At 69.2% G+C, this 24,195-nt stretch carries 22 protein-coding genes; 16 read left to right on the top strand and 6 right to left on the bottom strand.

The window, feature by feature from the left end:
- Window positions 1-46 precede the first annotated feature (46 nt).
- From eno to FFK22_RS07080, 8 genes are all read left to right on the top strand, one after another.
- The gene (gene eno, locus FFK22_RS07115; RefSeq protein WP_138886119.1) at window positions 47-1,327 is read left to right on the top strand and encodes a phosphopyruvate hydratase; all 1,281 of its coding nucleotides are present in this window, start codon (window positions 47-49) and stop codon (window positions 1,325-1,327) included.
- A gap of 44 nt (window positions 1,328-1,371) precedes the next feature.
- On the top strand, window positions 1,372-1,713 hold the full coding sequence (locus FFK22_RS07110; RefSeq protein WP_138886120.1) for a septum formation initiator family protein: 342 nt from the start codon (window positions 1,372-1,374) through the stop codon (window positions 1,711-1,713).
- Between the two features lie 190 nt (window positions 1,714-1,903).
- Entirely contained in the window at window positions 1,904-2,881 is a 978-nt protein-coding gene (gene pdhA / locus FFK22_RS07105) for a pyruvate dehydrogenase (acetyl-transferring) E1 component subunit alpha (protein WP_221938448.1), read from the top strand.
- A gap of 58 nt (window positions 2,882-2,939) precedes the next feature.
- A complete protein-coding gene (locus tag FFK22_RS07100; protein ID WP_138886122.1) occupies window positions 2,940-4,325 on the top strand; it encodes a pyruvate dehydrogenase complex E1 component subunit beta in 1,386 nt (461 codons plus the stop codon).
- Window positions 4,326-4,347: 22 nt separating this feature from the next.
- Complete coding sequence (locus FFK22_RS07095) at window positions 4,348-5,676, top strand: pyruvate dehydrogenase complex dihydrolipoamide acetyltransferase (RefSeq protein ID WP_138886123.1); 1,329 nt, start codon at window positions 4,348-4,350, stop codon at window positions 5,674-5,676.
- A gap of 90 nt (window positions 5,677-5,766) precedes the next feature.
- Window positions 5,767-7,164 (top strand): dihydrolipoyl dehydrogenase, encoded by a 1,398-nt coding sequence (gene lpdA, locus FFK22_RS07090; RefSeq protein WP_138886124.1) that lies wholly within the window; start codon window positions 5,767-5,769, stop codon window positions 7,162-7,164.
- 86 nt (window positions 7,165-7,250) lie between these two features.
- Complete coding sequence (lipA, locus tag FFK22_RS07085) at window positions 7,251-8,234, top strand: lipoyl synthase (RefSeq protein WP_138886125.1); 984 nt, start codon at window positions 7,251-7,253, stop codon at window positions 8,232-8,234.
- A gap of 66 nt (window positions 8,235-8,300) precedes the next feature.
- The gene (locus FFK22_RS07080) at window positions 8,301-8,765 is read left to right on the top strand and encodes a type II toxin-antitoxin system RatA family toxin (RefSeq protein WP_138886126.1); all 465 of its coding nucleotides are present in this window, start codon (window positions 8,301-8,303) and stop codon (window positions 8,763-8,765) included.
- Here FFK22_RS07080 and FFK22_RS07075 read toward each other — a convergent pair.
- The 6 genes from FFK22_RS07075 to FFK22_RS07050 all read right to left on the bottom strand — a co-directional run bounded on the left by FFK22_RS07075 (window position 8,720) and on the right by FFK22_RS07050 (window position 14,186).
- The gene (locus FFK22_RS07075; RefSeq protein WP_186002348.1) at window positions 8,720-10,252 is read right to left on the bottom strand and encodes an alpha/beta fold hydrolase; all 1,533 of its coding nucleotides are present in this window, start codon (window positions 10,250-10,252) and stop codon (window positions 8,720-8,722) included. The two genes, FFK22_RS07080 and FFK22_RS07075, sit on opposite strands and share 46 nt — an antisense overlap.
- A 107-nt stretch (window positions 10,253-10,359) precedes the next feature.
- Window positions 10,360-10,641 (bottom strand): type II toxin-antitoxin system prevent-host-death family antitoxin, encoded by a 282-nt coding sequence (locus FFK22_RS07070; protein WP_138886128.1) that lies wholly within the window; start codon window positions 10,639-10,641, stop codon window positions 10,360-10,362.
- A 309-nt stretch (window positions 10,642-10,950) separates the two neighbouring features.
- Window positions 10,951-11,469 (bottom strand): CinA family protein, encoded by a 519-nt coding sequence (locus tag FFK22_RS07065; protein ID WP_138886129.1) that lies wholly within the window; start codon window positions 11,467-11,469, stop codon window positions 10,951-10,953.
- The gene (locus FFK22_RS44370; protein WP_138886130.1) at window positions 11,466-11,954 is read right to left on the bottom strand and encodes a phosphatidylglycerophosphatase A; all 489 of its coding nucleotides are present in this window, start codon (window positions 11,952-11,954) and stop codon (window positions 11,466-11,468) included. Before FFK22_RS44370 ends, FFK22_RS07065 begins: the two co-directional genes overlap by 4 nt.
- Window positions 11,954-13,114, bottom strand: a complete 1,161-nt coding sequence (locus FFK22_RS07055; RefSeq protein ID WP_138886131.1) for a bifunctional 2-C-methyl-D-erythritol 4-phosphate cytidylyltransferase/2-C-methyl-D-erythritol 2,4-cyclodiphosphate synthase — start codon at window positions 13,112-13,114, stop codon at window positions 11,954-11,956. The genes FFK22_RS44370 and FFK22_RS07055 overlap by 1 nt, the downstream gene beginning before the upstream one ends.
- 76 nt (window positions 13,115-13,190) lie before the next feature.
- Complete coding sequence (locus tag FFK22_RS07050) at window positions 13,191-14,186, bottom strand: OmpA family protein (protein WP_186002347.1); 996 nt, start codon at window positions 14,184-14,186, stop codon at window positions 13,191-13,193.
- A gap of 258 nt (window positions 14,187-14,444) precedes the next feature.
- On the opposite strand from FFK22_RS07050, the gene FFK22_RS07045 reads away from it, so the two are divergent.
- The 8 genes from FFK22_RS07045 to FFK22_RS07010 all read left to right on the top strand — a co-directional run bounded on the left by FFK22_RS07045 (window position 14,445) and on the right by FFK22_RS07010 (window position 24,194).
- On the top strand, window positions 14,445-15,587 hold the full coding sequence (locus tag FFK22_RS07045; protein ID WP_138886133.1) for a nitrogen regulation protein NR(II): 1,143 nt from the start codon (window positions 14,445-14,447) through the stop codon (window positions 15,585-15,587).
- Window positions 15,584-17,038: a nitrogen regulation protein NR(I) gene (gene ntrC, locus FFK22_RS07040; RefSeq protein WP_138886134.1), complete on the top strand. Its 1,455-nt coding sequence runs from the start codon at window positions 15,584-15,586 to the stop codon at window positions 17,036-17,038. Before FFK22_RS07045 ends, ntrC begins: the two co-directional genes overlap by 4 nt.
- Window positions 17,039-17,071: 33 nt before the next feature.
- Window positions 17,072-19,399 carry a PAS domain-containing sensor histidine kinase gene (locus tag FFK22_RS07035; protein WP_138886135.1) on the top strand — a complete coding sequence of 776 codons (2,328 nt, stop codon included), beginning with the start codon at window positions 17,072-17,074 and terminating at the stop codon, window positions 19,397-19,399.
- Window positions 19,389-20,792, top strand: coding sequence for a sigma-54 dependent transcriptional regulator (locus FFK22_RS07030; RefSeq protein WP_138886136.1), 1,404 nt, complete (start codon window positions 19,389-19,391; stop codon window positions 20,790-20,792). Before FFK22_RS07035 ends, FFK22_RS07030 begins: the two co-directional genes overlap by 11 nt.
- A gap of 20 nt (window positions 20,793-20,812) precedes the next feature.
- Window positions 20,813-21,667 (top strand): D-amino-acid transaminase, encoded by an 855-nt coding sequence (locus FFK22_RS07025; protein ID WP_138886137.1) that lies wholly within the window; start codon window positions 20,813-20,815, stop codon window positions 21,665-21,667.
- Window positions 21,668-21,785: 118 nt separating this feature from the next.
- Window positions 21,786-22,028, top strand: coding sequence for an RNA chaperone Hfq (gene hfq / locus FFK22_RS07020; protein ID WP_026870608.1), 243 nt, complete (start codon window positions 21,786-21,788; stop codon window positions 22,026-22,028).
- 5 nt (window positions 22,029-22,033) lie between these two features.
- Window positions 22,034-23,365, top strand: a complete 1,332-nt coding sequence (gene hflX, locus FFK22_RS07015) for a GTPase HflX (protein ID WP_138886138.1) — start codon at window positions 22,034-22,036, stop codon at window positions 23,363-23,365.
- 10 nt (window positions 23,366-23,375) lie between these two features.
- Window positions 23,376-24,194 carry an inositol monophosphatase gene (locus FFK22_RS07010; protein ID WP_138886139.1) on the top strand — a complete coding sequence of 273 codons (819 nt, stop codon included), beginning with the start codon at window positions 23,376-23,378 and terminating at the stop codon, window positions 24,192-24,194.
- The last annotated feature ends 1 nt before the right edge of the window (window position 24,195 follow it).

The following is a 24,195-nucleotide window of genomic DNA, read 5'->3' as shown; positions in this document are numbered from 1 at the left end:
GCCGATTCCCGCCCCCACCACCCTTGCGCCAGCGAGAGGCAGCCTTATGACCGCGATCGTCGACATCCATGCCCGCCAGATTCTCGACAGCCGGGGCAACCCGACGGTCGAGGTCGACGTCACCCTCGAATCGGGCGCCTTCGGCCGCGCCGCGGTGCCGTCCGGCGCCTCGACCGGCGCCCATGAGGCGGTCGAGCTGCGCGACGGCGACAAGTCGGTCTATGGCGGCAAGGGCGTGATCAAGGCGGTCGACGCCGTCAATGGCGAGCTGTTCGACGCGCTGACCGGCCTCGACGCCGAGGACCAGATCGAACTCGACCGCACCATGATCGAGCTCGACGGCACCCCGAACAAGGGCCGGCTCGGCGCCAACGCCATCCTCGGCGTCAGCCTGGCCGTGGCCCGCGCAGCGGCCGAGGATGCCGGCCTGCCGCTGTACCGCTATGTCGGCGGCGCCTATGCCAGCACGCTGCCGGTGCCGATGATGAACATCATCAATGGCGGCGCCCATGCCGACAACCCGATCGACATCCAGGAGTTCATGATCCTGCCGGTCGGCGCGCCGACCCTGGCCGAGGCGGTGCGCACCGGGTCGGAGGTGTTCCACGCCCTGCGCAAGAAGCTGAAGGATGCCGGCCACAACACCAATGTCGGCGACGAGGGCGGCTTCGCCCCGAATCTCAGCTCGGCCGACGAGGCTCTGAGCTTCATCGTCCAGGCGATCGAAGCGGCCGGCTACAAGCCGGGCGACGACGTGGTGCTGGGGCTGGATGCCGCATCGACCGAGTTCTACAAGGACGGCCGCTACGCAATGGAAGGCGAGGGCAAGACCCTCGATAGCGCCGGCCTCGTCGCCTATTACGAGGATCTGGTGAAGCGCTACCCGATCGTGTCGATCGAGGACGGCATGGCGGAGGACGACTGGGAGGGCTGGGCCGCGATCACCGGCGCCCTGGGCAAGCGCGTCCAGCTGGTCGGCGACGACCTGTTCGTGACCAATCCCGAGCGCCTGTCGCAGGGCATCGCCCGCGGCATCGGCAACTCGATCCTGGTCAAGGTCAACCAGATCGGCACCCTGACCGAGACGCTGCAGGCGGTGGAGATGGCGCACAAGGCCGGCTACACCGCGGTGATGTCGCACCGTTCCGGCGAGACCGAGGATTCGACCATTGCCGACCTCGCCGTCGCCACCAATTGCGGGCAGATCAAGACCGGCTCGCTCAGCCGCTCCGACCGGCTGGCCAAGTACAACCAGCTGATCCGGATCGAGGAGCAGCTGGGCCGCGCCGCCGGCTATGCCGGCCGGTCGGTGCTGTGCCAGCGCTAGGGGTATCAATTGACGCCGACCCCGACCTATGGTGACCTAGGGCCATGAGCATGTTTCGCTATCTCCGGCGGAAACTGCGGCCGGTCATCGGGCCGGTGGTCGGCGTCTGCCTGATCGCCTATTTCACCTATCACGCGATCCAGGGCGACCACGGCATCTTCGCCCGCGATGCCCTGCAGGGCGAGGTCGCCCAGGCAAAGTCCACGCTGGACGCGCTGACGGCGCAGCGCACGGAGATGGAAAAGCGCGCCGCGCTGATCGACCCGAAGCAGGTCGACCTCGACATGCTGGACGAACGTGCCCGGTCGATGCTGAATGTCGCCAGGCCCGACGACGTCGTCATTTTCTTTCCCAAGCCTGCACCGGCCCCGGCGCCGGCCCAGTAACGCCGCGCGTCTGCCTTGCGCCGATGATGGCGCGGCCATGGACCTGCGCCTTGCAAATTTCGGCCGTGCGGGGTAGCACTGGGCCAGGCGAAAGTGCTATGCGCGCCTATTAACGCGATGCCATCCGACCAGGGAGGATCCATTGGCTGCCACGAAACGTCGTCCTGCCCAGGAGAAGACGTCGGGAGCCGTGGCTCCCGCCTCCGCCGGCAAAGATGAGTTGCTGCGGTACTACAGGGATATGCTTCTGATCCGCCGCTTCGAGGAGAAGGCGGGCCAGCTGTACGGCATGGGCCTGATCGGCGGCTTCTGCCACCTCTATATCGGCCAGGAGGCCGTGGTGGTTGGCATGCAGGCGGCGCAGACGCCGGCCGACGACGTCATCACCGGTTATCGCGACCACGGCCATATGCTGGCCTGCGGCATGGACCCGCGCGGCGTGATGGCGGAGCTGACCGGGCGCCGCGGCGGCTACTCCAAGGGCAAGGGCGGCTCGATGCACATGTTCAGCCGCGAGAAGAAGTTCTTCGGCGGCCATGGCATCGTCGGCGCCCAGGTCTCGCTCGGCACCGGCCTCGGCTTCGCCCATCGCTACAAGGAAGACGGTGGCGCCTCGATCACCTATTTCGGCGATGGCGCCTCCAACCAGGGCCAGGTCTATGAGAGCTTCAACATGGCGGCGCTCTGGAAGCTCCCGGTCATCTATGTGATCGAGAACAACAAATACGGCATGGGCACCTCGGTGCAGCGCGCCTCGGCCAATGCCGACCTGCATCTGCGCGGCCAGGCCTACGGCATCCCGGGCTTCCAGGTCGACGGCATGGATGTGCTGTCGGTCAAGGCCGCCGCGGCCGAGGCGCTGGAGCGCGCCCGGGCCGGCGAGGGCCCGACCATCCTCGAGATGATGACCTATCGCTATCGCGGCCACTCCATGTCCGATCCGGCCAAGTACCGGAGCAAGGAGGAGGTGGCGAAGATGCGCGAGACGCACGACCCGATCGATCTGGTGCGCAAGAAGATCGACGCGATCGGCGGCGTCAGCGAGGACGACTTCAAGGCGATCGACAAGGAGATCCGGGGCATCGTCAACGATGCGGCGGAATTCGCGCAGCAGAGCCCGGAGCCCGATCCGTCGGAGCTCTACACCGACGTCCTGATCGAAGCCTGAGTCATCACGCCCCGGCGGGCGCCGCGACGGGCGCCGCCGGCTGCCGGAGAATTCCCCAATGCCCACCGAAATCCTGATGCCGGCGCTGTCGCCGACCATGACCGAGGGCACGCTCGCGAAGTGGCTGAAGCGCGAGGGTGACGCGGTGAAGTCGGGCGACGTCATCGCCGAGATCGAGACCGACAAGGCGACCATGGAGGTCGAGGCGGTCGACGAAGGCACGCTCGGCAAGATCCTGGTGCCCGAGGGCACCGAGGCCGTGGCCGTGAACACCCCGATCGCCATCCTGCTCGGCGACGGCGAGAGCGCGGGCGACATCGCCCATGCCAATGGCAAGGCGGCCCCGGCGGCCGAGGCCCCGGCAGAGGCGCCGAAGTCCAAAGCCCGGGCGCCCGCCGCCCCGGCCGCGCCTCCGGCGACCAAGGCGCCGCCCGCGACCGACGAGGACAGGTTCTTCGCCAACACCAAGCGCCTGACCGTGCGCGAGGCGCTGCGCGACGCCATGGCCGAGGAGATGCGGCGCGACCCGACCGTGTTCCTGATGGGCGAGGAAGTCGCCGAGTACCAGGGCGCCTACAAGGTCAGCCAGGGCCTGCTCGAGGAGTTCGGCGCCAAGCGCGTGATCGACACCCCGATCACCGAGCACGGCTTCACCGGCCTCGGCGTCGGCGCCGCCTATGCCGGGCTGCGGCCGATCGTCGAGTTCATGACCTTCAACTTCGCCATGCAGGCGATCGACCAGATCATCAACTCGGCCTCCAAGACGCTGTACATGTCCGGCGGCCAGATGGGCAGCCCGATCGTGTTCCGCGGCCCGAACGGCGCGGCCTCGCGTGTCGGCGCCCAGCACAGCCAGGACTACGCCAGCTGGTACGCCCACTGCCCGGGCATGAAGGTGGTGTCGCCCTGGTCGGCGGCGGACGCCAAGGGCCTGCTGAAATCGGCGATCCGCGACCCGAACCCGGTGATCTTCCTCGAGAACGAGATGCTCTACGGCCAGAGCTTCGACGTGCCGGAGGATCCCGACTTCATCGTCCCGATCGGCCGCGCCAAGATCGTGCGTCCGGGCAAAGACATCACCATCACCGCCTATTCGATCATGGTCGGCAAGGCGCTGGAGGCGGCCGAGACCCTGGCCGCCGAGGGCATCGACGCCGAGGTCATCGACCTGCGCTCGATCCGGCCGCTCGACATCGAGACCATCGTCGCTTCGGTCAAGAAGACCAACCGCCTGGTCTCGGCCGAGGAGAGCTGGCCCTTCGCCGGCATCGGCGCCGAGCTGGCGGCGCTGATGATGGAGCACGCCTTCGACTATCTCGACGCCCCGGTCGGGCGCGTCTGCTCGGTCGACGTGCCGCTGCCCTACGCCGCGAACCTGGAGCACCTCGCGCTGCCCCAGGCCTCGCACATCGTCGAGGCGGCCAAGGCCGCCTGCTACCGCTAGGCGCCGGACAGGGGAGGGATCGATGACGATCAACATTCTGATGCCGGCGCTGTCGCCGACGATGACCGAGGGCACGCTCGCCACCTGGCACAAGAAGGAAGGCGACAAGGTCAAGTCCGGCGACGTGATCGCCGAGATCGAGACCGACAAGGCGACCATGGAGGTCGAGGCGGTCGACGAAGGCACCATGGGCAAGATCCTGGTCGCCGAGGGCACCGAGAACGTGCCGGTCAACGAGGTCATCGCCATCCTGCTGGAGGAGGGCGAGGATGCCGGCGCGCTGAAGGGCGGCGCGCCCGCGCCGAAAGCCGAGGCTCCGGCCGCAGAGCCCAAGGCGGAAGCCAAGGCCGAAGCCCCGGCGGCGCAGCCGGCTCCGACCGCCAAGCCGGCGACCAACGGCCATGACGACGGCCGCGTCTTCGCCAGCCCGCTGGCCCGCCGCATGGCGCAGCAGGCCGGCGTCGACCTGGCCGCGCTGAAGGGCAGCGGCCCGCATGGCCGCATCGTCAAGGCGGATATCGACGCGGCGCTGGCGGGCGGTGCCCCCGCGGCCAAGCCGGCCGCTGCGGCGCCCGAGGCGGCGAAGCCCGCCGCTGCCGCTGCCGCCCCGGCTGCGAAGCCGGCGGCCGCCGGTGGCCCGAACGCCAAGCAGCTCGCCGATGCCTTCGGCATCCCGTACAGCGAGCAGAAGCACAGCAACATGCGCAAGACGGTGGCGCGCCGGCTCCTGGAGTCGAAGCAGTCCGTCCCGCATTTCTACCTGACGGTCGACATCGAGCTCGACGCGCTCCTGAAGCTCCGCAAGGAGCTGAACGACCGCGGCGACGTCAAGCTGTCGGTCAACGACCTGATCATCAAGGCGGCGGCGCTGGCGCTGCGCAAGGTCCCGGCGGCCAACGCCTCCTGGACCGACGAGGCGATGATCCAGTACGAGCGGGTCGACGTCTCGGTCGCGGTGGCGACGCCGGGCGGCCTGATCACCCCGATCATCAAGGACGCCGACCGCAAGGGTCTGGGCACGATCTCGGGCGAGATGAAGGACCTGGCGGCGCGCGCCCGCGACGGCAAGCTGAAGCCCGAGGAGTACCAGGGCGGCACCTTCTCGATCTCCAATCTCGGCATGTTCGGAGTCAAGGATTTCGCGGCGATCATCAACCCGCCGCAATCCTGCATCCTGGCGGTCGGCGCCGGCACCCAGCGGCCGGTGGTCAAGGACGGCGCGCTGGCCATCGCCACGGTGATGAGCTGCACGCTGTCGGTCGACCACCGCGCGGTCGACGGCGCGGTCGGGGCCGAGTACCTGGCCGCCTTCCGGGCGCTGGTGGAAGCCCCGCTCAGCATGATGCTCTGACCGGGATCGGGGCCGGGTCCGTCCCGGCCCCCGACCGGCGACCCGCGACAGCCTCCGCCGGGATGCGGGGGGCAGCAAGGAGACACGACAGTGGCTGAGACCAGCTTCGACGTCCTGGTGATCGGCGGCGGCCCGGGCGGCTATGTCGCCGCGATCCGTGCCGCCCAGTTGGGGCTGAAGACCGCGCTGGTCGAGCGCGAGCATCTGGGCGGCATCTGCCTGAACTGGGGCTGCATCCCGACCAAGGCGCTGCTGCGCTCGTCCGAGATCTCGCATCTGCTGAAGCATCTCGACCAATATGGCTTTTCAGCCAAGGACATCAGCTTCGATCTTAAGAAAGTGGTTGATCGGTCGCGCAAGGTGGCCGCGCAGCTGTCGGGCGGCGTCAAGCACCTGCTGAAGAAGAACAAGGTGCCGGTGTTCGACGGCACCGCGAAGCTGCTCGGCGGCGGCAAGGTCGAGGTGGCGCTGAAGGCCGGCGGCAAGGAGACGCTGGCGGCCAAGCACATCATCATCGCCACCGGCGCGCGGGCCCGGAACCTGCCGGGGCTGGAGGCCGACGGCAAGCTGATCTGGAGCTACAAGGAGGCGATGGTCCCGCCGACCATGCCGAAGTCGCTGCTGGTCATCGGCTCGGGCGCCATCGGCATCGAATTCGCCAGCTTCTACCGCAACATGGGCGCCGAGGTGACCGTGGTCGAGATGCTCGACCGCGTGCTGCCGGTGGAGGACGAGGAGATCTCGGCCTTCGCCAAGAAGCAGTTCGAGAAGCAGGGCATGCGCATCCTGGTCGGCGCCAAGACCCAGAAGCTGGAGAAGGGCGCCGACAGCGTCACCGCCACCGTCGAGGTCGGCGGCAAGACCGAGAAGATCACCGTCGACCGGGTGATCCTGGCGATCGGCATCGACGGCAATGTCGAGAATATCGGCCTGGAGAACACCAAGGTGAAGGTCGACCGCGGCCACATCGTGGTCGGCAAGTATCTCGAGACCGACGAGCCGGGCGTCTACGCCATCGGCGACGTCGCCGGCGCGCCCTGGCTGGCGCACAAGGCCAGCCATGAGGGCGTGATCTGCGTCGAGAAGATCGCCGGCCAGCATCCGCACCCGATGGATGTGGGCAACATCCCCGGCTGCACGTACTGCACGCCGCAGGTGGCGTCGGTCGGACTGACCGAGGCCAAGGCCAAGGCGGCGGGCTACGAGGTCAAAGTCGGCCGCTTCCCCTATATCGGCAACGGCAAGGCGATCGCGATGGGCGAGCCGGAGGGCATGGTCAAGACCGTGTTCGACGCCAAGACCGGCGAGCTCCTGGGCGCCCACATGGTCGGGGCCGAGGTGACCGAGCTGATCCAGGGCTATGTCGTCGCCAAGACCGGCGAGCTGACGGAAGCGGAGCTGATGCACACCATCTTCGCGCATCCGACGTTGAGCGAGATGATGCATGAGAGCGTCCTGGACGCCTACGGCCGCGCAATCCACTATTGAGCAAAGTGAGCTTGGCTTCCGGCGGGGTTCCTCCAATCTCTGAAGGAACGTCGCCGAGCCAGGCCGCAACCCAGCAAGGACGGACCATGTCCGCTGTCGAGCCCCATCTCCGCCACCCCGAAAAGGCCAACCGGCCGGACAACCCGATCCAGCGCAAGCCGGCCTGGATCCGGGTCAAGGCTCCGGTCTCGGCCGAGTACAACCAGACCCGCAAGCTGATGCGGGACCTCAAGCTGAACACGGTGTGCGAGGAGGCGGCCTGCCCCAATATCGGGGAGTGCTGGGCCAAGGGTCATGCCACGGTGATGATCCTGGGCTCGGTCTGCACCCGCGCCTGCGCCTTCTGCAACATCGCCACCGGCCGGCCCGACCAGCTCGACCCGCATGAGCCGCAGCACGTCGCCGAGGCCGCCGGCCGGCTGGGGCTGAGCCACATCGTCATCACCTCGGTCGATCGCGACGACCTGGACGACGGCGGGGCCCGGCATTTCGCCGAGACCATCCGCGCGGTCCGCGCCGCGACGCCGGACACAACCATCGAAATCCTCACTCCCGACTTCAAGAACAAGCCGGGAGCTGTTGAGATCGTTGTCGAAGCGCGACCGGATGTCTTCAACCACAACCTCGAGACCGCGCCCCGGCTGTACCCCTCGATCCGGCCCGGCGCCCGCTATTTCACCTCGCTGCAGCTGCTGTCGCGGGTGAAGGAGCTGGACCCGACTATCTTCACCAAATCCGGCATCATGGTCGGGCTGGGGGAGACGGCGGAGGAGGTCGGGCAGGTGATGGACGACCTGCGCGCCGCCGATGTCGACTTCATGACCATCGGCCAGTACCTGCAGCCAACGCCGAAGCACGCGAAGCTCGACCGGTTCGTGACCCCGGAGGAATTCCAGAGCCACGAGAAGATCGGCCGGGCCAAGGGCTTCCTGATGATCTCGGCCTCGCCGCTGACCCGGTCCTCCTATCACGCCGGCGCCGATTTCGAGAAGCTGAAGGCCGCCCGCCTGGCCAAGCTGGCGGCCGCGTCCGGATCGATCGACCTTGTCGCGCTGGCGCAGGGCGCCTGAAGGTCGCACTGGCGGGACGCCGCCGACGGTCTAATCTAGGTCGTCGAGCCGTCCCGCGGATCCATCATGCCGACACACACTGAACGTCGCGTCCTGCCCTTCACCCCGCAGCAGCTCTACGAGCTGGTGGCGGATATCGAGGCCTATCCGAGCTTCCTGCCCTGGTGCCTGGCCGCGCGCATCCGCAAGCGCGAGGGCAATGTGCTGACAGCCGATCTTGTCATCGGCTTCAAGATGATCCGCGAGCGCTACACCAGCCGGGTCACCCTGACTCCCGGCCGCCAGATCGACGTCGCCTATGTCGACGGGCCGATGAAGCGGCTGACCAATTGCTGGCGCTTCGTGCCGCATCCGAATGGCTGCGAGATCGACTTCCATGTCGATTTCGAATTCCGCTCGCGGGTGCTGCAGACCCTGATCGGGGCGGTGTTCCACGAGGCCTTCCGCCGCATGGTCGCCGCCTTCGAGACGCGGGCCCGGGCGCTCTACGGCGATCGCGCCTCGGTGGCCGCGGAAGCGGCCGAGGGCTGATCCGACAGGCCGGCCGTGGTGAAGCGCGGCGCCAGGGTGCGGTCGTCGCAGAGTGCGTCGAGCGGCGCCGCCGGCATGTCGATGAAGCGGGCCACCAGCTCCGGGGCGCAGGACTCGGTGGTCAGGATCGAATGGCTGCCGGCCCGGAACTCGACCACCCGGCCGTTGGTCAGGGTCCGCGCTGCGATATAGGCGTATTCCGGCGGGGTGATCGGGTCGAAGCTGCCGGTCAGCAGCAGGGTCGGAATGGTGCTCGACACGGCCACCGCATCCACCGCCGAGATCGGCGGCACATGCCAGGAATCGCAGACCTGCCACTCCAGCGCATAGGCGGCGTCGCCGCCATAGGGCTCTGAGGCCGCGACCGACGCCGCCAGCGCGTCGCGGGTGGCGAAGGGCCAGCTCTCGCTGCAGGCGACGCTCAGCGCCAGCCCGTCGGAGCGGTTCGGCCCGCCGCTGAACACCGGGCCGATCCAGGGGGCGAGGGCGCTCAGGTCGCCGCGCGCCACCTTGTCGATCAGCTCCGGCAGGTCGGGCAGCACCGTCGGGTCGTAGAAGGTGGCGTAGAGCGCGTCGAGCACGATGCCGTCATCGACCCGGATACTCCGTCGGCCCTGGCGGATGGTTTCCGGTTGGGACCGCAGCTGCGCCAGCATGCCATCGAAGCGGGCCTCCAGCAGCGGATACGCGGTGTCGCAATCGGGGCTGGACTTGCATTCGCCGAACAGCCGGCGGAACACGCGGGCGATCAACGCCGGCTGGGTGTCGAGGTCGAAGATCCCCGGCGGATAGACGCTGTCCAGCACCGCGCTGCGCACCCGGTCGGGGAAGTCGCGCATCACCGCCAGCGCCACCCGGGTGCCGTAGGATACGCCGATCAGGTTGTAGCTCTCGTAGTTCAGCGCGGCGGCGATGTCGTCGACATCGGCCGCGGCCTCGGCGCTGGTGTAGGCCGACAGGTCGATGCCGGACCGGGTCAGGCGGTCGTGGCAGCGCACCGCCGCCGGCCGCTCCAGCGCCAGCACCTCGGCCCTGCCCATCCCGGGCTTCCAGTTCCGCTCGGAGATGCGGTCCAGCTCCGGGCAGTCCAGGCTGGGCCGCGACTGGCCGACGCCGCGCTGGTCGAAGACGATGAAGTCCCGCGCCTGGCGGATCGGCCGACTGATCTGCCACCAGGTGTCGGCATCGTCGCCGAAGGCGGCGTCGCCGGGGCCGCCATTGAGGAAGATCACCGGGTCCGGCAGCGGCGACGGGGCCTGGCTGTGCAGCACCGCGACATAGAGGCGGAGGTTGCGGCCGCGCTCGCCCTCGCGATGCGCCGGCACGGCGACGAAGCCGCAGGTCGCCCGCTCGCCGCGCGGCACGGCGAAGACGCAGCGCGCGCTCTCGAAGCCGGGGGCCGCGGCAGCCGGAAAAGCGAGCAGGATCAGGGCGCCGAAGGCGAGAAGGGGCCAGAGATTCGAGGCCGGGGACAGGCGCACTGGCACGATACTTTCGTGTGAGTCTCGCCGGCCATGATGCGGTGCGCTCCGCCGCCCGGCAACCCGCGTCAGCCGGCGTGGGGGGATGCGGTTTTCGCAGCTTGCGCGCCGGATCAGTCCCGACGATCGACGGCGGCAGAGGCCCTGGCCAGCTTGCCGTTGACGATGTCATCCAAGGCGGCAAGAAGCTCCGCACGGACCTCGGCGGGTTCCTCGCCCGAGACGTAGGCGTTGCGCGGGTCTTCAGCCCGATGGCTCAGGCGCTCGAAATCCTCGATCGCCATGAGGACCAGCCGGGGCTTGTTCCGCTGGGTGATCGTGACCGGGTGCCGCAGGGCTTCGGCGATGACGTCGCCTGACCTGCGCGACAGGTCACTGGTGGAGTATGACGACATGCAGCGATCTCCTGTGATGCTGCAAAATACAGCAAAGGCAGCATTGCTGGGAATTTCAGGAGCGGAGATGCGGCTTGCGAGGCCTTTTCGAACTCCCCCGATCCGTCATCCCCGCGAAAGCGGGGATCTCGCAACGCTCTGACCGGACAGAGATTCCCGCTTTCGCGGGAATGACGGCAAAGGGATGGGGCGGTGTGCCGAAAAAGTCCCGCATGCGGGAAAGGCAGCGCCGAGACGCTGGACACCCCAGCGTGATCCGACTTCAGTTCATTCCGCTCGAGTTCAGGAACCAGTGGCTCTCAACCCGCGTCAGCCGGCGTGGGGGGATGCGGTTTTCGCAGCTTGCGCGCCGGCCAGCAGCAGGTCCAGCGCCAGCCGTAGCGCCTGGGCCCGGACCGCGGTCCGGTCGCCGGCGAAGACGCGCTGCTCCGTGCGCGTCGGGGCGCCCTGGCGGGAGAGGCCGAAATGCACCAGCCCGACCGGCTTGCCCGGAGTGGCGCCGCCCGGCCCGGCGATGCCGGTGATCGAGACCGCCAGGCCGACGCGGGCGCGGGCCACCGCCCCTTCGGCCATCGCCGCCGCGACCTCGGCGCTGACCGCGCCCTTGTCGGCGATCAGCGGCTCGGGCACGCCGAGCAGCTCGGCCTTCGCCGCGTTGGAATAGGTGACGAAGCCGCGCTCGACCACGTCGGAGGAACCGGCGATCGCGGTCAGCGCCGCCGCCACCAGCCCGCCGGTGCAGCTCTCCGCCGTCGCCAGCATCAGCCCCTGGGCCCGGCAGGCCTCCAACACCTGCGTCGCCAAGGCGAGATCCGCATCGTCGATCATGCCAGCCCTCCCGCCAGCACCGCCGCGCAGACCGCGGCGGTGACCGCGCCGGCGGCGATGTCGTCCATCATCACGCCCCAGCCGCCGCCGAGCTCGCGGTCGAGCCAGGAGATCGGCCAGGGCTTGGCGATGTCGAGCAGCCGGAACACGCCGAAGGCGAGGGGGTAAAGCCATGGCACCCCGGCGACCGGCGCCAGGGCCAGCAGCTGGCCGGCCACTTCGTCGATCACGATCGCGCTCGAATCCGGCTCGCCGCCGCGGCAGACGGCCCCGGCCGCCCAGACCCCGACCAGACCGATGGCGACGCCGGCGATCGCTACCGCCGCCGGTCCGCCCAGCCACCACAGCAACCAGGCAAGTGGCAGGGCGGCGAGCGACCCCCAGGTGCCGGAGGCCACCCGGATCAACCCGATCCCGCCGACCGTCGCCAGCAGCGTGGAGGGTTGCCAGAAGGCGCAGCCGGGCGGGAGCGGCCGGAACGGCATCAGCGCTCGATCCGCACGCTCGCCGAGGCCTGGGCGGCAATGCCCTCCTCGCGGCCGGTGAAGCCCAGCCGCTCGGTCGTGGTCGCCTTGACACTGACCCGATCCGGGTCGAGCTGCAGGATCTCGGCGATCCGCGCCACCATGGCGGTACGGTGCGGGCCGATCTTCGGCCGCTCGCACAGCAGCGTCACATCGACGTTGAGGATGGTGCCCCGGGCCCGCACCAGCTCGCCGGCATGGGCCAGGAAGGCGGCGGAATCGGCGCCGCGCCAGCGCTCATCCGAGGGCGGGAAGTGCTGGCCGATGTCGCCGGCGCCGATGGCGCCCAGCAGCGCGTCGGTCAAAGCGTGCAGCCCGACATCGGCGTCGGAATGGCCCTCCAGCTTGAAGCCGTGGGGGATGCGGAGGCCGCACAGGATGACGGCGTCGCCCGGGATCAGGCGATGCACGTCGAAGCCGGTGCCGGTCCGGATGTCGGCGGCGCCGCCGAGCAGTCGTTCCGCGCGGGTCAGGTCCGCCTCCGTGGTGATCTTGAAGTTGTCGACATGGCCTTCGACCAGGCGCACGGCGATGCCCTGGCGCTCGGCCACTGCGGCGTCGTCGGTCAGCGCCTCGCCGGCGGCGGCACGGTGGGCAGCCAGCAAGGCCGGGAAACGGAAGCCCTGCGGCGTCTGCGCCTGCCACAGGCCGCTGCGGTCGACCGTGCCGGCGGCGATGGGAGTTTCGACCTTGCCCTCGGCCCGCTTGATCGTGTCGACCACGGGCACCGCGGCGATCGCCGCCTCGGCGTCGGCCAGGGCGTCGAGCACGCGATCGATCGTCGCTCGGTCGACCAGCGGCCGCGCCGCGTCATGCACCAGCACGAGATCCGGCGCCCGCGGCGCCAGCCATTCCAGCGCGGCGCGGACGCTGTCCTGCCGGGTGGCGCCGCCGGTCACCGGCTCGGGCAGGCCGAGGCCGGCCGCGGCGGCGTCGTACAGCGCCCGGTGCTCGTCGCGGATCACCACGACGATATCGTCGAACCGGCCGGTGGCGCGGAACGCCTCGACCGACCGGCGCAGCACCGAGCTGCCGGCCAGCGGGCGGTACTGCTTGGGCAGGGAGCCGCCGAACCGCTCGCCGGTTCCGGCGGCGACGATGACGGCGGCGTGGCGTGGCATGATCCGCTCGGGCTCCTGGACGAAAGGCGCCGCACGATAGGGCGGCGCCTTGCATGAGACAAGCGGAAGGCGGGCGCTACTGCGGGATCAGCTCGACCCGGCGGTTCCTGGCCCGGTCCTCGTCGCTGTCGTTCGGCGCCACCGGTGCCAGCGGGCCGACGCCTGCCGGGTTCAGCCGGCCGGCGGAGATGCCGTACTGCTTGACCAGCGCCGCCACCACCGCCGCGGCGCGGGCCCGCGACAGCGTCATGTTCGTGTCCAGGCCACCGACATTGTCGGTATGGCCGACGACGTGGAGCTTCATCGCCGGGTCGTCCTTCAGGAACTGCGCCACCTGGTCCAGCGCCGGCTTGGATTCCGGCTTCAGCTCGGCCTTTGCGAAGTCGAAAAAGATGCCGTAGAGGGCGATGTGGCCCTGCGCCGTCAGGCCCTCGCCGATTTCCGCCGCCGACACCGTCACCATCTTGTCCTGCAGCGTGCCGGATTCGATGACGTCGAGCTGGACGATGACCTGGCCCTTCGCGACCTCGATGCCCGGGGTGTAGCCGTCCTCGAACTCGGTGACGTAGAGGGCGATGTCGACCGTGGCGCCGTCCTTCGCCAGCTCGGCGGTCAGGAAATGCGCCGCTTCCGTGCTGTAGTCGAACAGCTGGGTGCCGATGCCGGCAAAGATGTCGCCCTGGCGCTTGCCGATGGCGTCGCCGTCGGCTTTGAACAGCACCTGGTAGCCTTTGGCCGCCAGCTCGTTCTGGTAGTTCTCGAACACGTCGTCGGAGGAAATCCCGGTCGGGATGGTGTAGCTGAGGCGGGTCAGCGCGCCGCTGACCTCCTTCGAGGCGGCGAAGACCGGCTTGTCGCCGGCGTCGACCTCGTCGGCGGGGCCGAGCGGCAGGGTGTAGCGGGTGAATGTCTGGGTGCTGTAGGCCACGATCGACGCGCCGTCGAAGCGCTTGATCCCGGAATAGTCCTTCGCCCCCTTGACATCGGCGGCCGCCGCCGGCGCCGCCACCGCGGCGGCCAGCGCGAACGCCAGGACGGCGATGCGACCGATCGTCCCGATCATCGAGTTCATAGGATTCTGCTCCGTCATCGCCACCGGACCGGGCCTGGCGGCATCATGCTCCAAATCGCGGCCGTTCTTCCGGCAGGGAAAGTGTCAATGTCCGCCCCGACCATCGGCCGGCTTCGATGTAGCGCCGCTTGCGAGGAACTTCTTCCCCCTCAAAATCGGGGGTCACGCCATTTCTGCTCATTGGTTAGGCAAAACTTTCATTGGACAAAATTTAGGCGATGGGCTGATCTGGCACCTGTCAGTCCCTTGTCGCCGCCCATGCCCAACCTGAAACCGATCCCTGCCGTCGCGGCCGAGCCGCAACCGGATCCTTTCGCGCTTCTGGCCTCGCTGCCGGTGGCGGTACTCGCGGTCGGCCGCGACCGGGTGATCCGCTTCGTCAACCTGGCCGCGCAGCAATTGCTCGACGCCAGCGAATCCGCCCTGCTGGGCCAGGACCTGACCGGCTTCGTGCCAGGCGACAGCCCGCTCTTCACCCTGATCGACCAGGCGATCCATCAGGACCGCAGCGTCGCCGATTACGGCATGCTGCTGGAAAGCCCGCGGATCGGCCGGCGCACCGTGTCGGTGACGGTGGCGCCGCTGGTCGACCCGCCCGACCTCGCCGTGCTCAGCCTGTTCGAGGAATCGGTGGCGCGGCGGATCGACACCCAGCTGAACCGCCGCCATGCCGCCCGGTCGATGACCGCGATGGCGGCGATGCTGGCGCATGAGATCAAGAACCCGCTCTCCGGCATCCGCGGCGCCGCCCAGCTGCTGGAGCAGACGGTCGGCGACGACGACCGGGCGCTGACCCGGCTGATCTGCGAGGAGACCGACCGCATCGTCCGGCTGGTCGACCGCATGGACGTCTTCTCCGACCCCAGCCCGCTGGGCCGCGAACCGGTCAACATCCACGAGGTGCTGGAGCGGGCGCGCCAGGTGGCGCAGACCGGCTTCGGCCGCCATGTCCGCTTCGTCGAGCGCTACGACCCGTCGCTGCCGCCGGTGCCGGGGCACTTTGACCAGCTTGTCCAGGTCTTCCTGAACCTGATCAAGAACGCGGTCGAGGCAGTGGCCGAGGATGGCGAGATCGTCCTGACCACCGCCTATCAGCGCGGCGTGGCGATCGCGGTGCAGGGCACCAGCCAGCGCCTGAACCTGCCGCTGATGGTGGCGATCCAGGACAACGGCCCGGGCATCCCGGACGATCTGAAGGACCATCTGTTCGACCCCTTCGTCACCACCAAGGCGGAAGGCTCCGGCCTGGGCCTGTCGCTGGTGGCCAAGATCGTCGGCGACCATGGCGGGCTGATCGGTTTCGAGAGCGAGCCGCGCCGCACCGTGTTCAAGATTTCCCTGCCGATCCACGCCGAACCGGTGGCGACCGGCGACAGCGAACACAACGGAAGCGAACGATGACCAGCGGGACCATTCTGGTCGCGGATGACGATCGCGCCATCCGCATGGTGCTGACCCAGGCCCTGTCGCGGCTCGGCCACGAGGTGCGCAGCACCGGCACCGCCTCGACCCTGTACAAATGGGTCCAGGACGGCGTCGGCGACCTGATCATCACCGACGTGATGATGCCGGACGAGAACGGACTCGACCTGCTGCCGCGGATCAAGAAGCTGCGGCCGGACCTGCGCGTGATCGTGATGAGCGCGCAGAACACCCTGCTGACCGCAGTCAAGGCGACCGAGCGCGGCGCCTTCGAGTACCTGCCCAAGCCGTTCGACCTGAAGGAGCTGGTCGGGGTGGTCGAGCGCGGCCTGACCCTGCCGCGCCAGGACGGCGGCGAACGCCGGGAGATCGAGGACGGCGAGGAGGCGATGCCCCTGATCGGCCGGTCGCCGGCGATGCAGGAGATCTACCGGGTGATGGCCCGGCTGATGGCGACCGACCTGACCGTGATGATCACCGGCGAGAGCGGCACCGGCAAGGAGCTGGTGGCGCGAGCCCTGCACGATTACGGCCGCCGCCGCTCCGGCCCCTTCGTCGCCATCAACATGGCGGCGATCCCGCGCGACCTGATCGAATCCGAGCTGTTCGGCCATGAGAAGGGCGCCTTCACCGGCGCGCTGTCGCGCTCCACCGGCCGGTTCGAACAGGCCCAGGGCGGCACGCTGTTCCTGGACGAGATCGGCGACATGCCGATGGAGGCGCAGACCCGGCTGCTGCGGGTGCTGCAGGAGGGCGAATACACCACAGTCGGCGGCCGCACCCCGATCCGGGCCGATGTCCGCATCGTCGCCGCCACCCATCGCGACCTGCGCACCATGGTGCGGCAGGGCCTGTTCCGCGAGGACCTGTTCTACCGCCTCAACGTCGTGCCGATCCGGCTGCCGCCGCTGCGCGAGCGGTCGGAGGACATCCCGGCCCTGGTCAGCCATTTCATGCGCCGCGCCGCGGCCGAGGGGATGAGCGAGAAGGCGCTGGACAAGCGGGCGATGGAGCGGCTGACGCGGCACCGCTGGCCGGGCAATGTCCGCGAGCTGGAGAACCTGGCCCGGCGCCTCTGCGCCCTCTATTCGCAGGAGACGATCGGCGTCGACGTGGTGGAGGCCGAGCTGAGCGACGCCCTGTCGCAGCCCGGCATCGCCGAGCCCGGCGCCGAGCCGGCCGGGGAGGGGCTGTCCGCCGCGGTGGAGCGTCATCTGCGCGACTATTTCGCTGCCCATGCCGGGAGCCTGCCGGCCAGCGGCCTGTATGACCGGGTGCTGCGCGAGGTCGAGCGGCCGCTGATCACGCTGAGCCTGGCAGCGACCCGCGGCAACCAGATCCGGGCGGCCGAGCTGCTGGGCGTCAACCGCAACACCCTGCGCAAGAAGATCCGCGAGTTAGACATTCCGGTGGTCCGTGGCCTAAGTTAGACGCTTGATCGTACCGCCTGCAGAACAGCGTCCATGACCACCAACGCCGCGAGCCCGTCCACCCTCTGGCGGCAGCTTTACCAATGGGCGGCCCGGGTCGGGCTGGAGAACAAGCTGGCGGTGGTGCTGATCTTCGCCGCCGTCGCGTCCGGCATCGCCACATACACCGCGCTCAGCACCAACTCGCTGTTCGGCAAGGACGCCGACCGGGTGTCGCTGCTGCTGGTGCTCGACCTGACCATCCTCCTGATGCTCGGCGCCATCGTGGCGCGGCGGCTGGTGGGGATCTGGGCGGCACGGCGCCGCGGCTCGGCCGGATCGCGGCTGCATGTCCGGCTGGTGGCGCTGTTCGCGGTGGTGGCGGTGGCGCCCGCCATCCTGGTCGCGATCTTCTCCGCCGTGATCTTCAACATCGGCGTGCAGACCTGGTTTTCCGAACGGGTCTCGACCGCGATCAACGAATCGCTCTCGGTGGCGCAGGTCTATCTGGAGGAGAATCAGAAGAGCATCCGCTACGCGGCGCAGAGCATCGCCTACACGGTCGAGCGGGCCTACGCCCAGTACCCGGAATTCATCTCCGGCAACCGCTCCGCCCTGGTCGGCATCCTCAGCAGCATGACCTCGACCTACGGCATCCCGGACATCCGGATCATCGACCGCAAGGGCCAGGTCATCGCGGAATCGGCCTTCGCCAAGGGCCTGAAGCTGGAGATGGTCGGCCAGGAGCATTTCGAGCGGGCGACAGCCGGCGACGCCGGATTCGGTCCGGTCGAGCTGATCGTCGACAGCGAGAGCGACCGGGTGCGGGCGCTGGTGCGGCTGAACGGCTTCCCCTTCGAGGCCTTCCTGCTGATCGGCAAGCAGGTCGATCCGGAAGCGCTGGCCTATGTCGAGCAGACCAAGGGCGCGGTTGCCGACTATCGGGCGCTGGAGGGGCGGCGGTCGCAGCTGCAGCTGATCTTCACCGCGATCTACGTCACCGTCGCGGTGCTGCTGCTGATGGCCGCGGTCTGGATCGGCCTGGTCTTCGCCGACACGCTGGTGCGGCCGCTGCGCGAGCTGATCATGGCGTCGGAGCGGGTGCGGGCCGGCGACCTGTCGATCCGGGTCCAGGGCAGCGACAGCACTGACGAGCTCGGCAGCCTGGCGCGGTCCTTCAACCGCATGACCAACCAGCTGGAAAGCCAGCGCCGCGAGCTGATCGAGGCCAACCGCCAGCTCGACCAGCGCCGGCAGTTCACCGAGACCGTGCTGTCCGGCGTCTCGGCCGGCGTGCTCGGCCTCGACCACGACGGCCGGGTCCATCTGCCCAACCGCTCCGCCACCGACCTGCTCGGCCGCTCGGTCGACGAGCTGGTCGGCCATCCGCTGGAGGCGGCGGTGCCCGAAATGGCCGACCTGATCGAGAACGCCCGCAGCCGCCAGGGCCGGGTGGTCGAGGGCCAGGTGAAGATCCGCCGCCATGGCGAGATGCGCACGCTGTTGGCCCGCATCGCCGCGGAACGGCTGGATGGCGAGATCCAGGGCTTCGTCGTCACCTTCGACGACGTCACCGAGCTGCTGTCGGCCCAGCGCAAGGCGGCCTGGGCTGACGTGGCCCGCCGCATCGCGCATGAGATCAAGAACCCGCTGACCCCGATCCAGCTCTCGGCGGAGCGGCTGAAGCGCAAATACCTCAAGCAGATCTCGGACGATCCGCAGACTTTCATCACGTGTACGGAGACGATCGTCCGCCAGGTCGGCGACATCGGCCGGATGGTCGATGAATTCTCGGCCTTCGCCCGCATGCCGACGCCGGTGATGAAGGCGATCGACCTGTCGGAGACCTGTCAGCAGGCGATGTTCCTGCAGCGTAACGCCCATCCGAAGGTCGCCTTCTCGTTCAGCCAGCCCGACAGCCGCCCCACGGTGCCGTGCGATTCCCGGCAGCTGTCCCAGGCCGTCACCAATCTGCTGCAGAATGCCGCGGACGCGATCGACGGCCGCATCGCCGAGGGCCGCGACCTGCCGAAGGGGCAGGTGCGGATGGTCCTCGACTATGCCGACGGCGAGGCCTGGATCACGGTCGAGGACAACGGCAAGGGCCTGCCGACCGTCGACCGCGACCGGCTGACCGAACCCTATGTCACCACCCGCACGAAGGGCACCGGATTGGGGCTCGCCATCGTCAAGAAAATCATGGAGGATCACGGCGGCCGGCTGGTCCTCGAGGACCGCCCGGGCGGTGGGGCCCGGGTGAGCCTCGTCTTTCCGTTGGAACAGGCGGGCGTGCCGGCCGTTCCAACCGGCGACGAGCCGGGTGCATCGACCGATCAAGTGACGGCTGCGGGCTCCAAGGACGCGGTGGGCCATGGCGCATGACATTCTCGTCGTCGACGACGAGGCGGATATCCGGATGCTCATCTCGGGCATCCTCGACGACGAAGGCTATACGACGCGGGAAGCGGGCGACACGACGCAGGCGCAGCACGAGCTCGCCGCACGCCAGCCCAGCCTGGTGGTCCTCGACGTGTGGCTGCAGGGCAGCCCGATCGACGGGCTCGAGCTGCTCGACATCATCCGGCGCGACCACCCGGGCGTGCCGGTGCTGATGATCAGCGGCCACGGCAACATCGAGACCGCGGTCACGGCGATCAAGCACGGCGCCTACGATTTCATCGAGAAGCCGTTCAAGTCGGACCGTCTGCTGCTGATGGTCGAGCGCGCCATCGAGGCGGCGCGCCTAAGGCGCGAGAATGCCGAGCTGCGGCTCCGCGCCGGCACCGAGGTCGAGCTGGTCGGCCAGTCGCCGATGATCGCCCAGCTGACCCAGCAGATCGAGCGCGTGGCGCCGACCGGCAGCCGGGTGCTGATCACCGGCCCCGCCGGCGTCGGCAAGGAGGTGGTGGCCCGCCAGCTGCATGCCCTGTCCAAGCGCGCGGAGGGACCGTTCATCGCGCTGAACTGCGCGGCGATGCATCCGGACCGGCTGGAGGAAGAGCTGTTCGGCGTCGAGGTCCTGGTCGACGGCGCCATCACCACGCGCAAGATCGGCACCTTCGAGCAGGCGCATGGCGGCACGCTGCTGCTGGACGAGGTGGCGGACATGCCGCTGGCCACCCAGGGCAAGATCGTGCGGGTGCTGCAGGAGCAGACCTTCGTCCGGGTCGGCGGTGCCACCAAGGTCGAGGTCGACGTCCGGGTGATCGCCTCCTCGAACAAGGACCTGCCGAGCGAGATCGGCGAGGGCCGGTTCCGCGAGGACCTGTACTACCGGCTCAACGTCGTGCCGATCGCGGTGCCGCCGCTGGCCAGCCGGCGCGAGGACATCCCGCTCCTGGCCCGCCATTTCATGCAGCGCGCCGCCGACGGCCAGGGGCTGATGCCGCGGCAGGTCGGCGAGGATGCGATGGCGGCGCTGCAGGCCTATAGCTGGCCGGGCAATGTCCGGCAGCTGCGCAACGTCATCGAATGGCTGCTGATCATGGCAGCGGGCGACAACTCCATGCCGATCCATGCCGACATGCTGCCGCCGGAGATCGGCGCCATCGCCCCGGCGGTGCTGCGCGGCGACCGCGGCAGCGAGATCATGGGGCTGCCGCTGCGCGACGCGCGCGAGCTGTTCGAGCGCGAGTACCTGATCGCCCAGGTCACCCGCTTCGGCGGCAACATCAGCCGCACCGCCGAGTTCATCGGCATGGAGCGCTCGGCCCTGCATCGCAAGATGAAGAGCCTGGGCGTGCACGGCGCCGGCGACCGCAAGCTGGTCGACTGAAGGCGGGGAGAGACTAGCCGATGGCGCGTGACGCCTATGTCAACGGGCGTTATGTGCCGCATGCCCGGGCGGCGGTGCATATCGAGGACCGCGGCTTCCAGTTCGCCGACGGCGTCTATGAGGTGGTGTGCATCCGCCGGGGGCTCCTGATCGATGAGGAAGGCCATCTCGACCGGCTCGACCGCTGCTTGAGCGAGCTGCGCATCGCCTGGCCTTGCGAGCGGCGGGTGCTGCGGCAGATCATGCGGCGCCTGCTGGAGCGCAACGGCGTGCGCGATGGCCTGATCTACATCCAGATCACCCGTGGTGTCGCGCCGCGCGACTTCCGCTTCCCCGCCGCGGCCCGGCCGACCCTGGTGATGACCACACGGCGGGCGGCGTTGGCGCCGCATGGCCGCACCGGCGTCCGCGTCATCACCATCCCCGACATCCGCTGGCAGCGCCGTGACCTCAAGACCGTCGGCCTCCTGGCCCAGGTGTTGGGCAAGCAGGAGGCGGCGGAGCGCGGCGCCTTCGAGGCCTGGCAGGTGGACGAGGATGGCTTCGTCACCGAAGGCACCTCGTCCAACGCCTGGATCCTGACCGCCGGCGGCGCGCTGGTCACCCGCCCGGCCAGCCACGCCATCCTCAACGGCATCACCCGCCAGTCGATCCTCAGGATCGCGGCGGCGGAAGGTTTGAGCTTCGAGGAGCGGCCGTTCAGCCTGGAGGAGGCCTTCGCGGCCCGCGAAGCCTTCGTCAGCAGCGCCACCAGCTTCGTCACGCCGGTGCTGAAGATCGACGACCGCATGGTCGGTGACGGCACGCCCGGCCCGCTGGGCCGCCGGCTGCTGGAGGCCTATGTCGGATACGCGTCGGGCGCCGGCGCAACGTGACCATGCACCATTGCTCCCTTTTCTCCGGGCCGGCGCTTCCCATATTGTCGGACGGTGCCACATCGTGTGGCTCGGGCCCCTCGGGGCTCCAATAAAATCAAGCAGCAGGATCCAACTAATGTCGGAAAAGGCACAGAACGTTCAGGACGTGTTCCTCAACAACGTCCGGAAGAACAAGATCCCGGTGACCATCTTCCTCGTCAACGGGGTGAAGCTGCAGGGTATCATCACTTGGTTTGACAACTTCTCGGTCCTGCTCCGCCGCGATGCCCATTCGCAGCTGGTGTACAAGCATGCGATCTCGACGGTGATGCCGGCGCATCCGATCCAGCTGTTTGAGCCGCAGAAGGAAGAGGCCTGATCCCTTTGGGCCAGACTTCAGGGCCAAATCCCGGTGCGGATGGCGCGTCCTCGGGACGCGCCATCGTCATCCACCCGGTCCTTCCGGGTGCTCGCAATGACAGCGGCCGGACCGCCGAAGCCTCGCTGGAGGAGGCGGTCGGGCTGTCGCGCGCCATCTCCCTCGACATCGCCGAGTCCCGCTGCGTCCGGGTGTCGCGGCCGCAGCCCTCGACCCTGATCGGCGAGGGCGCGCTGGAGGAGCTGTCCTCGGTGGTCGCCGCCACCGAGGCCGGGCTGGTGGTGGTCGACGCCACGCTCAGCCCGGTGCAGCAGCGCAACCTCGAGCGCCGCTGGAAGACCAAGGTGATCGACCGCACCGGTCTGATCCTCGAGATCTTCGGCGAGCGCGCCCGCACCCGCGAAGGCCAGCTGCAGGTCGAACTGGCGCATCTCAGCTACCAGCGCTCCCGCCTGGTGCGGTCCTGGACCCATCTGGAGCGGCAGCGCGGCGGCGCCGGCTTCCTCGGCGGCCCCGGCGAAACCCAGATCGAGCTGGACCGCCGCCAGATCGACGACCGCATCATCCAGATCAAGCGCCAGCTGGACGACGTCCGCCGCACCCGGTCGCTGCACCGCGACGCGCGGGCCCGGGTGCCGTACCCGGTGGTGGCGCTGGTCGGCTACACCAATGCCGGCAAGTCGACGCTGTTCAACCGCCTGACCCGGGCCACGGTGCTGGCCAAGGACATGCTGTTCGCCACGCTGGACCCGACCATGCGGGCGATCGAGGCGGGGCAGGGGCGGCGGATCATCCTGTCCGACACGGTCGGCTTCATCTCGGACCTGCCGACCCATCTGGTCGCCGCCTTCCGGGCGACGCTGGAGGAGGTGCAGGCCGCCGACCTGATCCTGCATGTCCGCGACATCGCCCATCCCGATACCGAGGCTCAGCGCGAGGATGTCGAGGGTGTGCTGCGCGACCTGGACATCGACATCGATTCCGATGGCCGCGTGATCGAGGTGCTGAACAAGGCCGACCTGCTGCCGGAGGCCGAGCGCGAGACCCTGTCGACCTCGGTGCGACGGCGCGGCCATGACGCGGCGGTGATCTCGGCCCTGACCGGCGAGGGCTGCGACGGGCTGATGGAGTTGATCGCCCGCCGCATCAACGCCGACCGCGAGACCATGACGGTCAAGCTCGACATCGCCGACGGCCGCACTTTGGCCTGGCTGCATGAGCATGGCGAGGTGCTGGAGGCGCGCGACGACGGCGCCCATCTCTTCATCCGCGTCCGCCTGCACCCGAACGACGCCGCGCGGCTGCATCGCCAGCTCGGCACCGCCCCCCGTCACTGAGAGTCCTCCGATGCCGCGCCTGCCCGAGATCGACACGGTCGCCGCCCTGATCGCGGAGACGGCGCAGGAGCTGATCCTGCCGCGTTTCGGCCGGCTGGAGGAGGGGGCGGTGATGGAGAAGGCGCCCGGCGACCTCGTCACCATCGCCGACCAGGAGAGCGAGATCCGCCTGGCGGCTCGGCTGCCCGACCTCCTGCCCGGCTCCCTGGTCGTCGGCGAGGAGGCTTATGCCAAGGACCCGGCCGTGCTCGACCTGCTGGACGGCGGCGACCCGGTCTGGATCGTCGACCCGGTGGACGGCACCGCCAATTTCGTCGCCGGCCGGCCGCGCTTCGGCACCATCGTCGCCCTGGTGCAGCGGGGCGAGACGCTGATGGGCTGGATCCACCTGCCGGTGCAGGACCGCACCGCCTGGGCGATCCGCGGCGAGGGCGCGTTCATCGACGGGCGGCGCCTGACGCTGCCCGTGCCGGGGCCGCTGGCGATGCTGCGCGGCGGCTTCAACCTGGCCAAGCGGCCGCCCGGCTATGCCGAGGCGGTGCTGCGGCTGCGCGACGCCGTCGCCTCGCACATCCATGTCAACTGCGCCGGTGCAGACTACATCGACGCCGTCGAGGGCCGGATCGACATCCTGGCCTACCGCAAGCTGTTCCCCTGGGACCACGCCGCCGGCACCCTGCTGCATGCCGAGGCGGGCGGCTGGGCCGCGGTGCTCGACGGCACCCGCTACCGCCCGACGCTGCGCCAGGGCCCGATCCTGGTGGCGCCGGACGAGGCCAGCTGGCGCGCCGCGCGCGCCGCCATGGGCGAAATCGCGGCCGCGGCCTGAA

Origin of the sequence: Mycobacterium sp. KBS0706 (assembly GCF_005938675.2) — a bacterium.
GTDB lineage: Bacteria > Pseudomonadota > Alphaproteobacteria > DSM-16000 > Inquilinaceae > Inquilinus.
Note: the sequence above shows the minus strand (reverse complement) of the source record. Positions and strands in the feature narration are given on the sequence as shown.

Bases quoted from the DNA above. Each gene is read 5' to 3' on its own strand.
- eno (WP_138886119.1), top strand. From the start codon at position 47: ATGACCGCGATCGTCGACATCCATGCCCGCCAGATTCTCGACAGCCGG.
- FFK22_RS07110 (WP_138886120.1), top strand. From the start codon at position 1,372: ATGAGCATGTTTCGCTATCTCCGGCGGAAACTGCGGCCGGTCATCGGG.
- FFK22_RS07100 (WP_138886122.1), top strand. From the start codon at position 2,940: ATGCCCACCGAAATCCTGATGCCGGCGCTGTCGCCGACCATGACCGAG.
- FFK22_RS07095 (WP_138886123.1), top strand. From the start codon at position 4,348: ATGACGATCAACATTCTGATGCCGGCGCTGTCGCCGACGATGACCGAG.
- lipA (WP_138886125.1), top strand. From the start codon at position 7,251: ATGTCCGCTGTCGAGCCCCATCTCCGCCACCCCGAAAAGGCCAACCGG.
- FFK22_RS07080 (WP_138886126.1), top strand. From the start codon at position 8,301: ATGCCGACACACACTGAACGTCGCGTCCTGCCCTTCACCCCGCAGCAG.
- FFK22_RS07070 (WP_138886128.1), bottom strand. From the start codon at position 10,641: ATGTCGTCATACTCCACCAGTGACCTGTCGCGCAGGTCAGGCGACGTC.
- FFK22_RS07065 (WP_138886129.1), bottom strand. From the start codon at position 11,469: ATGATCGACGATGCGGATCTCGCCTTGGCGACGCAGGTGTTGGAGGCC.
- FFK22_RS44370 (WP_138886130.1), bottom strand. From the start codon at position 11,954: ATGCCGTTCCGGCCGCTCCCGCCCGGCTGCGCCTTCTGGCAACCCTCC.
- FFK22_RS07055 (WP_138886131.1), bottom strand. From the start codon at position 13,114: ATGCCACGCCACGCCGCCGTCATCGTCGCCGCCGGAACCGGCGAGCGG.
- FFK22_RS07050 (WP_186002347.1), bottom strand. From the start codon at position 14,186: ATGAACTCGATGATCGGGACGATCGGTCGCATCGCCGTCCTGGCGTTC.
- FFK22_RS07045 (WP_138886133.1), top strand. From the start codon at position 14,445: ATGCCCAACCTGAAACCGATCCCTGCCGTCGCGGCCGAGCCGCAACCG.
- ntrC (WP_138886134.1), top strand. From the start codon at position 15,584: ATGACCAGCGGGACCATTCTGGTCGCGGATGACGATCGCGCCATCCGC.
- FFK22_RS07035 (WP_138886135.1), top strand. From the start codon at position 17,072: ATGACCACCAACGCCGCGAGCCCGTCCACCCTCTGGCGGCAGCTTTAC.
- FFK22_RS07030 (WP_138886136.1), top strand. From the start codon at position 19,389: ATGGCGCATGACATTCTCGTCGTCGACGACGAGGCGGATATCCGGATG.
- FFK22_RS07025 (WP_138886137.1), top strand. From the start codon at position 20,813: ATGGCGCGTGACGCCTATGTCAACGGGCGTTATGTGCCGCATGCCCGG.
- hfq (WP_026870608.1), top strand. From the start codon at position 21,786: ATGTCGGAAAAGGCACAGAACGTTCAGGACGTGTTCCTCAACAACGTC.
- FFK22_RS07010 (WP_138886139.1), top strand. From the start codon at position 23,376: ATGCCGCGCCTGCCCGAGATCGACACGGTCGCCGCCCTGATCGCGGAG.